Annotated in this window: 7 protein-coding genes and 1 tRNA gene; 4 read left to right on the top strand and 4 right to left on the bottom strand. The window is 57.7% G+C overall.

What is annotated here, in order from left to right:
- A partial coding sequence (locus O6929_01490) for a hypothetical protein (protein ID MCZ6479068.1) occupies positions 1-444 on the top strand: 444 nt, incomplete at its 5' end.
- Between the two features lie 147 nt (positions 445-591).
- Here the strand turns inward: O6929_01490 and O6929_01485 are convergent.
- On the bottom strand, positions 592-1,275 hold the full coding sequence (locus O6929_01485) for a DUF4145 domain-containing protein (protein ID MCZ6479067.1): 684 nt from the start codon (positions 1,273-1,275) through the stop codon (positions 592-594).
- Positions 1,276-1,581: 306 nt separating this feature from the next.
- Between O6929_01485 and O6929_01480 the strand changes: the two genes are divergently transcribed.
- Entirely contained in the window at positions 1,582-2,646 is a 1,065-nt protein-coding gene (locus O6929_01480; GenBank protein MCZ6479066.1) for a site-specific integrase, read from the top strand.
- 6 nt (positions 2,647-2,652) lie between these two features.
- Positions 2,653-2,747, top strand: a tRNA-Sec gene (locus O6929_01475).
- Between the two features lie 186 nt (positions 2,748-2,933).
- On the opposite strand, the gene O6929_01470 is transcribed toward O6929_01475, so the two are convergent.
- Complete coding sequence (locus tag O6929_01470; protein MCZ6479065.1) at positions 2,934-4,367, bottom strand: diguanylate cyclase; 1,434 nt, start codon at positions 4,365-4,367, stop codon at positions 2,934-2,936.
- 104 nt (positions 4,368-4,471) lie between these two features.
- The gene (locus O6929_01465; protein MCZ6479064.1) at positions 4,472-5,428 is read right to left on the bottom strand and encodes an HD-GYP domain-containing protein; all 957 of its coding nucleotides are present in this window, start codon (positions 5,426-5,428) and stop codon (positions 4,472-4,474) included.
- A 361-nt stretch (positions 5,429-5,789) separates the two neighbouring features.
- Here O6929_01465 and O6929_01460 point away from each other — a divergent pair, with 361 nt between their 5' ends.
- Positions 5,790-6,842, top strand: coding sequence for a PilZ domain-containing protein (locus O6929_01460; GenBank protein MCZ6479063.1), 1,053 nt, complete (start codon positions 5,790-5,792; stop codon positions 6,840-6,842).
- A gap of 657 nt (positions 6,843-7,499) precedes the next feature.
- Here the strand turns inward: O6929_01460 and O6929_01455 are convergent.
- Positions 7,500-8,288 carry a DUF4388 domain-containing protein gene (locus O6929_01455; protein ID MCZ6479062.1) on the bottom strand — a complete coding sequence of 263 codons (789 nt, stop codon included), beginning with the start codon at positions 8,286-8,288 and terminating at the stop codon, positions 7,500-7,502.
- Positions 8,289-8,738 lie beyond the last annotated feature (450 nt).

The raw sequence follows: 8,738 nt of genomic DNA, 5'->3' as shown, positions 1-8,738 counted from the left end.
CAGGCTACGCAAGGCAAGGTGGCAAAGGTGGTCGAGGCAGAAAAGTTTGTTCTTCGGGATGAGAAGGGAAATATCCGCGGCGACCTTGTGGTGAACGGGGGTATTCCGAGTCTCAATCTCTATGGCGAAGCCAAGCATAACTATGCCATCGTGTCCCCATCTTTGCTGAGTCTTGTTAAAAAGGATGTGGCATTTGAAGTTGTGCTAGTTAAAGGAGAAGCGAGCCTAATCCTCAGAACGGGGGAGTGGATCGAAGCCCAAGCCCGACTAGATGTTGATGCTGATGGCTCGGCGCGTATCACCGTGGGAAAGCCAGGAAGGGGCAAAGCAGTTCTTGGTAGTGTTTCGCTCGAAGCAGAGTCAACAGGGGTGGTCGAAAAGCGGCGTGAATCTTCTCTTGTTTTCTTTGGCACGGCCGGGAAGGTCATCTGGAGCGCACCGTAGGATGGTCCGCCCGATGGTTGGCTGAGGAGAGGAAGGTGGCTAGTCCTTGTGTTTATTCCACCACCGTGCGAGAGGGGTCTGGCACGATTGTCTCCCCGAAGACGATCGGGTCCTCGTCGAGAGTGGCAGCAGCTTTTTTCTCCCCCTTTACCTTTCTCCCTTTTTCTTCTTTTTCACTTCTGCTACCCTCTGTGCAGCACGCTCGGCTGGATTAATGTAGACGTATCTGATGATCTCTCTTAGGAATTCGACTGCGTACTTGGCCTCCTGAGGCGACACCTGGGGCCACTCTGGGTGTGCACCGGAACGCCCCAGTATCCGAAGATCATCGGCCCATTCCCGCAGGTCTTGGGCTATCACCTGGTTGTCATGGAGGTACTTTAGCTGCTTGGGCAGGTCCTTTCCCTTAGCCTTCTTATCCTGGCAGAGAGCGTGAATCGCCCTGCGGGCCATGACTCCGCAGGCGTTATTTGCACCGATAGCAAGGCACTTCTCTGCTTCATTAGCCGCCTCCTTCACAGGTCCCGGGACTGAGGGATGGGTCGTGGGAGTGCCAACGGGAAACTGGTGGATAACTTTTTCTGGTATTTCCTGAACCGGGGGTCGGATGAGGAGGTACGTATCCTTCCCACACCCAACGCATTTGTAGACTACATGAAACAGCTTAACATTTTCTCCATATGGCCTCTTTACCCCTGGCGGTCTGCCTCGAATGACTACTATCTCGTGCGGACCCTCTCCAACCGTATGCGCAATATGGAGGCTAAGGACTCCACAGCCAGCACAGAGAAAGGTCCTTTTGTCGCCTTTGTTCACTTCTTCTTCCTCCACCGCGCCAGGGCAGCCCTACGGAGAATCTTGCTGCGCTCCTCCGAGGACACACCCTCCCATCGGGCCTTGCCACCCTTCCTGCCGCCTCTGCGACCAAGGGCTACAGCATGGGGATTCTTTCTCTTGGCCATATGCCATAGATAATACACCTCCGAGAGCGCCTTTGCAAAATCCTCTTGACAATACAAGAGCGTTCTTGTATAACTCCTGAACAGGAGACGGAGTGTAGGGAGTGGGCCGGCAAGACGCTCCGCGAGGCCATGATAGAGGCGGCCCAGGACTGGCTTAAGAAAAAGGGAGGGCGTAATGGCAGAGTTTACAGTCAAACTATATTGCAGAAAGTGGACCACGAATGGCGAGGAGCGGGAGGCGTGGGGCGTCCGCTACCGGCTCAACGGTAAGTATAAGTCCGAGATCGTGGGGGATTTGAAACTTGCGAAGATACGGGAGAGGCAGCTTCACGAGGATCATAAAAACGGGTTGCTCGGGGTGGGAAAAGATAAGACCTTTTCCGACCTCGTGGCCCCATTCTTGGAGGACAAACGGAATTACGGGCGAGACTTAGAAACGATTGAGTTACGGGTGCGGAACCTGGCAAAGCAATTTGACGGCGTGGCCCTCGAGGACATAACCGCCGAGGCGATCAGTACCTATATCGGCAAGCGGAAGGCTGAAGGCGTGAGCGGGGCGACGGTCAATCGGGAACTCGCGGTGCTCCGCAATATGCTTCGGATGGCCCTCGAGTGGGATTGGCTCCGGCGAGAACGAAAATTTAAGATGCTCCCGGAAGGTCCGGGGCGAGATCGGGAATTGACGGAAGCCGAGGAAAAGGCCCTCCTCCCTCACCTCAAACCCGCCTTCGTTGATCTTATGCAGGCGGCTCTCTGTACCGGTATGAGGGAGGGGGAACTGATAAAGCTCACCTGGACTCAGGTTGATCTCGCGGAGCGCGTCCTGGACTTTCCTCCGACCAAGCGCGGGGAAAAGCGACTCATGCCGATCAACGAATCCCTTTACTATATCCTGCTCCGGCGCAAGGGAGCGGCGACCTCCGCTCATGTGTTCACGAGGCCGGACGGGACACCTTGGAGTAAGTGGGCTGTTCACTACCACCTTAAGAAAGGGATTCAGGCGGCGGGGATTGCCCACCTCTGGTTCCACGATCTCCGGCATACCGTGGCCTCCCGGCTTAACCGCAACGGAGTCTCGGCGTCCTATGTGCAAGACCTCCTCGGTCACAAGACGGCGAACATGACCCGCCGTTACACCCATACGCAGGCGGCGGACCTCCAAGCGGCTCTTGCAACCTTGACAAATCATGAACGGGAGAGTAGTAACGGGTTGACACCCCATCGTAACTCTGCTAGCTAAAAGGATGGAGGCGGATTGGGCCTGGTGGCTTTCCCGGTCTTCAAAACCGGTGGGCCTGCCAAAAGCGGGCCGGTGGGTTCGATTCCCACACGCCTCCGCCAGCCATCACGAAGCCCTAACCCCCTTCTCCATAGAGGCCATCCGTGGGACGGATTCACCCGACCGGGGCCTTGCTTCGTCTCATCGTCCTCTTGCTCGATTGGGCCACGCGCTCGCCGGGGCTGTTCTCAACGAGCACCACTGTGACTGACTCATCGCTCATCCGTTTCACTCGAGGGAAGTTTCGGTCAATCAGAAGTCCCCGATGGCGCCCATGAACACGCGATGCCGTCTTTGCCGGCATGCTTCGCAGCGTACATGGCCCGGTCAGCTAGCTTCAGGAGGTCGCTCGCCTCCGTGATGGAGTTCAAAGGATAGTTGGCAATCCCCAGGCTCATCGTCAAAGGCAGAAGAGGCTCAATCCCGGGAAACCGATGCTCGCGGATCGTCCGCCGGATACGTTCCGCCTCTATCCAGGCTCCCTCCCCCTCTGTCTGAGGGAGGAGGAGCACGAACTCCTCTCCGCCATACCGCGCGAGCACATCCCCCCGCCGGATCACGTCTTGGATCACGTTTGCCAGCTCTTTCAGGATCACGTCCCCTTGGGCATGTCCGTAACGATCGTTGACCTCCTTAAAGTCGTCCACATCAAGCATGATGCAGCAGAGTGGCTGCCCATACCACTTGGAGCGCTCCACTTCCTCCTCTAACTTTCGGAAGAGGAAGCGACGGTTGTACGCCTGAGTCAAATCGTCGATCAGCGTGAGCTGCTCCAGGTTCAGGTTGGCATGCTCCAGGCTCTCGAAGAGGTGGGCGTTCTGCAGGGCGATGGCGGCGACTTCACCGATGAGCTGACAGAGTTGCAGTTCTCTCGTGTCAAAGGGAGAGCCCGAGCGCGCCATCCGGAGGACGAGCGTTCCCACCACCTTGGCGCGCAGGTTGATCGGCACCACGAGGAGAGTCCGGAACTCCAACGGGACCATCACGTCCCACACTCCAGCCATGAGCGGATCCTGGCTCACATCCTCCACCACGACCGGTTGCTGGCGCCGGATTGCCTCCTGAATCTCCGGATACCGCTCTAGTGTGATTGGCAGACGCGTGATTCTCGGATTATCCTGAGAAGCGACGACATAGCCCTTCTCTGCATCTCCGACGATGACGAGCGAGCAGCGCATGGCGCTAACCAATTGGGCGGTACGCTCGACAATGAGGTGGAAGATTTCCGATGGCCGGAGGGTGGAGGCGACGGCTTTCGACAGCTCGAGGAGCTGGGCCAAGTCCTTCCGTCGCTGCTCCAGCTCTTCCCATAACTCTCGCGTACGCAGATGGGCCTTGACCCGGGCCAAGAGCTCACCTGGCTGCACAGGCTTTGTCAGGAAGTCGTTGGCCCCCGCATCCAGGCCCCGGATCCGATCCTCTAGGCCGTCCTTGGAAGTGAGGAGCACCACCGGGATGGCCCGAGTAGCCTCGTGCTCCCTGAGGGTTTGACACACCTGAAGCCCGTCGAGGTCCGGCAGCATAATGTCAAGGAGGATAAGGTCTGGGTTTACCCGGTGGGCAAACTCCAGGGCCTCCTGGCCGTTTTCCGCCTCCTCGATCTGAAGGCCATGCCTCTCCAGGTGCTCCCGGACCATCTGCCGCAGCATCGGCTCATCGTCGACGATCAGGATGGTCGCCATCTATCCTCCTGCTGGTCGGCTATGAAATGTTCCGTGGCCATCCACTCATCCTTCTCAACGACCTTTCCTATTCGATACGATAGATTCCATGTCCTCCCATCGCGCTACACCAGAACCTCCGGGACTTCCATTTCACCTCTGCGGAACGCGGCTAAGAATGCATCAACCACCTGTGGGTCAAATTCAGTTCCCGACTCCTTGGTGACGACCTCTTTGGCATCGAAGGGCGACATGGCCTTCCGGTACGGCCGATCACTCGTGAGAGAGTCGTACACATCCGCTACCGCAATGATGCGTGCCTCCAGCGGAATATCATTCCCACTGGTGGGGTGGTAGCCAGATCCATCGAATCGGTCATGGTGGGACAAGATGATGGGGAGTACCCGGCGCAGCGAGCCACCTACTGACTCAAGCATACCTACCCCCTTCTCCACATGGCGCTTCATCTCCTCGAACTCTTCCTGGGTCAGACGCGCCGCTTTGTAGAGGATTTCCCTGCTGATATCCAGCTTGCCAATATCATGCAGCAACGCAGCCGCGCGGACATCTTCGATTCGCTCAGAGTTGAGTCCGAGATACGAGGCGACCTTAGCGGCGTAGATCGACACCCGGTAGGAGTGGTTCTGGGTGTACTCGTCCTTGGAGATGAAGTGGCGCAGGATGAGCAGGACCCCATGGTAGGTCTCCCGCAACTCGCGAAGGTGGTTTTGCTTGTGATCGTAGAGAGTACCCATGGCGTAGGCGGTTACCACCAAGATCCCCCCCCAGATCGTGATGTCATACCATTTGTCTTCGGGGGAGCCTGTTCCCACGGTGCTGAACAACACGGGGTTATAATAAACGAGCAAAATGACCATGAATAGACTTGCAAACGCCGTCAGCACGGCGTGGCGCCGGCCGTAGTAATAGGCTGAGAATAGGGTAGGAACAACGTAGAACCCGAGCACCATGCGGTGTGAGGCGATCAAGAAATTCATCACCCCAGCCAGGAAAAACAGTGAAAGGACCAGCCACAACTCCTTATTCACATCCGTGAGGCGGCCCCGCACGATCGTTCCCATCTTCCTCCTCCAGGTCTCCCGTTGCCTCGGCTGGTCTTCGCCTGCTCAATCAGAGGTAGGATTTCACTCCACGCAAATTGGGAAGATTTTCAGACGGTCCATCGCGGTAGGCGGATTTCGCGTCCGGCATACTTCAGTGTCTGAATTCGGAGATTTGCACCCCCTCCATGCCCCTCTTCCATGTTGGATCGGTAGGGTCGATCAGCTTCACTATGCAAGGAGGGTGCCGCTTTCCCCTTTGTCTCGGGACCGCCTGACCGAGGGGTTCACTCCCCACCATCGCATCCATGACAATATGGCATGGACGTTGCGAAACTGATGGTAAGCTCGGGTTTTTTAACGTGTGACGGAGGCCTTACCCGTGGACGATCTCAGAGCCATGGCACGTCGATCCCTCCAGCTGTTTGAAGAGTTCATTGCAGAAGTGCGCGCTATCATGGCCGTGCAAGGGCTTTCGACGGCCGATGCAAAAGAGAAGATCAAAGGGAAACAGCAGGTCCTCCTCCAGGAGACCGAAGAACTCCTGAACAACTTTCGCGTTAAAGTCATTGAGAAAGAACAGGAGTTCGAGACTGTGCTGTACCCCGAGCAGGAGGACCTGATCGAAGGGGCGCGAAAGGCTGTCCGTGATCTGTACCGCGTGATCGACCGCTTCGGCTTGAAGGAAAAACTCCTCCGTCGCTGGAAAGAGCAATCCTCTTCCGCCATGTTGGCCGAGTACCAGCAGGCCCTCCGCGATGACCATCTCGACAGGATCGAGATCTTCGAGGCCGAAGCCGAAAGGTACCTCGCCCGGAAGGGAGACCCGGAAGTTCTTTCAAAATTTGCTACCCTGAGAGCCCAATCTTTGGATCCCCTTCTCACTCCCACGCAGAAGAAGGCCAAAACCGCCCTCGCGGAACTGCACCGGATCAAGCAAGAGGCCATCGTCGGCTTGTCCTTCCTCACGTCTGCGTCCCAGCTCTTCGGTGACCTCATTCCTCCAACAAGTGTCATGTGGCGGATGGAAGAGCGCCACCACCTGGACCGGATAGATCGACTGGGAATCGTGACAGCGCTGCATCAGAACGGGCATCCCCCCCGTCCCGTGAACCTCCTGGACGTCAGCAAGACCGGCCTGCGGGTGCAAGTCTCCGAGGAGTTCGATCCGGGAACGATCCTGGATCTCTCGTTTGAATCCGTCGGGGTAACCGAGCAGGCTATTAATTTTACTGTTGAGATCCGGTGGTGTAAGAAGGAGCCAGACGGGCCGGAGGAGCCAGAACGGTACACGCTCGGCCTTCGATTTGTTGAAGGGACAGAAGGGCCGTGGCTGGACCTTCTTCCCAAGCTCCTTGACCAGGTGGCGAATTTAAGGCCCTCTTCTCTTCCTTCCCAAGCTAGTGCCGCACCAACTAGTGCCGTTCCAACTTGATAAGTGGTTCGACAGGGCTTCGACGGTGAGCTCAGCCGAACCGCTCACCACCCCGAGGAGGATCGAGGGGCCGAATTTGAGCGGCTTGCCTTGTTGCAAGGGTCGTGAACCAGTGCAGCGAGAAAGTAGGTAGAAATAGTTGGAACGGCACTAGCGACCGATGCCCGTTGACTGCTATCCGATGACCGTAAGGGACCAAGGGATCATTTTTCGGTCGTCGGTCATTGGTCCACAGTCAGTACTAGGGGGTCAGGCCCCCCTTCGGTGCTCGGCCTTCGCCTCGCTGAGCACCCCCCGGGCGTAAGGAAGCCCCTCCCCCACAACCCCTCAGTGCCCCTGGCCCGCATTATTCACGAACGGAGTGTCTTCATGAATAATGCGTCCCGCCGCTGCGGCGGGACTCAAGGCTAGCCCTGAGCGACGCCCCGCAAACGCGGGGCGGAGTCGAAGCCCGGAGGGCAGATTATTCACTTCTATGTGAATAATCCGGGCTGGCGGAACCCTGGGGTGCTTAGGAGGAGTTAGAAGGAAACGCAGCGTGCGTTTCCCCCTTATGGCGGAAAGATGCCGTGACCTGAGGGCAAAACTGGAGGCTGGAAAGGGCGTGCGATGGAGGGGAAAGAGGTGAACGGGTCCAAGCGTCGGCGCGATCGCCGCTCAGCTTCCCTTGTCCCTTTCGACCTCGTCGATCTCCACGGCGACGTTGAGGAGCAAGGTTTCTAAATCCTTCTGAATCGTCTTCGGGAGGTCGGATGCTTCCTTGGCCCCCAAGGGAGTAAAGGAGAAACTCCCACTCCGCTCTTGGTGTGAAGTCATCGCGATGGCGTTAAATGCATTTTCTCCGGTCTCTCCTCCGAACTCGGCGTGCACAACCCAACCGGTTTCAAAAAGGATAACTCCCTCACCGGCCGGCAACGAGATCACGAGCCGCCCTGATTTCCTGCCGATGGAGACAGCCTGGGCTACCTCGGTCATGTCCATGACTGCCAATGAGCCCTGGAGCGTCTGCACAGGTGCCGCTTCTGGGGCCTCCACGGCTGCTGCCTGACCTGAGTCTCTTGCTGGTGCCCCAACTTGGACACCCCGAAGCTGCAACAGCGTGCGCACGCGAGTCACGATAGTGGCGACGGGCGAGTTATCCGGAAGGATCATGTCCGCCTCAGTTCGGGTCGCAGCCACTCCCATCTGCGCAGCCCGGTCGACGAAGAGGATGAACGGAATTTCCTTGCTCGTGCGGTCACCCCGTATGTCCGAGACCAGCTCGGAGCCATACATGTCATCGACCACGGACTGGCTCAGGACCAGGTCTGGCCGGCGCCGCCTCAACGTTGTCAGGGCAGACGTTCCGCTGGACGCCACCGAGACCTCATAGCCCGCCAATTCTAAGGCCTTCTGGAGTCGAATGCTGTTGTCTGGATCGGCGTCAACCACAAGTACGAACGCCATGGGAATCCTCCCCTCCGTCCGCTCTCAGGAGGGTATAGCCGCCCGGGGCGGCGAGAGGTCTCGGGGACCGATTGTCCCTTATCGGCTCGAACGCCGGAATCTGCGTAACGAGGGCACCATCGATCGAGACCGCCGCCAGAATATCACGCCCGCTGCTCCTAGGCTACCTTCTTTCGTGACTATCATACACCGCTAAGGCACGTGTCGGATACTTTTGGAACAGATTGCATCATCGGAAACGGTGGCTGGTTTCAACCGTCGCACGGTTTGTGCCAGCGACTGCTTGGAACGAGATACCGCGTGATTTGGACCTTCGGGAAACGTGAGCTAGAGTTCTCTTGGACAGGAGTTGTGCCGGAAATCCCTACCACCGACCCTGGCGGACGGGGGGGGAAGAGTGACTAGTGCCGTTCCAACTTGATAAGTGGTTCGACAGGGCTTCGACGGTGA

The sequence above is a fragment of the Candidatus Methylomirabilota bacterium genome (assembly GCA_027293415.1).
Taxonomy (GTDB): Bacteria; Methylomirabilota; Methylomirabilia; order Methylomirabilales; family CSP1-5; genus CSP1-5.
This window is presented reverse-complemented; position numbering and strand designations above follow the sequence as displayed.

Excerpts from the sequence above, each read along its gene's own strand:
- O6929_01480 (MCZ6479066.1), top strand. The coding sequence starts at position 1,582 with ATGGCAGAGTTTACAGTCAAACTATATTGCAGAAAGTGGACCACGAAT.
- O6929_01470 (MCZ6479065.1), bottom strand. The coding sequence starts at position 4,367 with ATGGCGACCATCCTGATCGTCGACGATGAGCCGATGCTGCGGCAGATG.
- O6929_01465 (MCZ6479064.1), bottom strand. The coding sequence starts at position 5,428 with ATGGGAACGATCGTGCGGGGCCGCCTCACGGATGTGAATAAGGAGTTG.
- O6929_01455 (MCZ6479062.1), bottom strand. The coding sequence starts at position 8,288 with ATGGCGTTCGTACTTGTGGTTGACGCCGATCCAGACAACAGCATTCGA.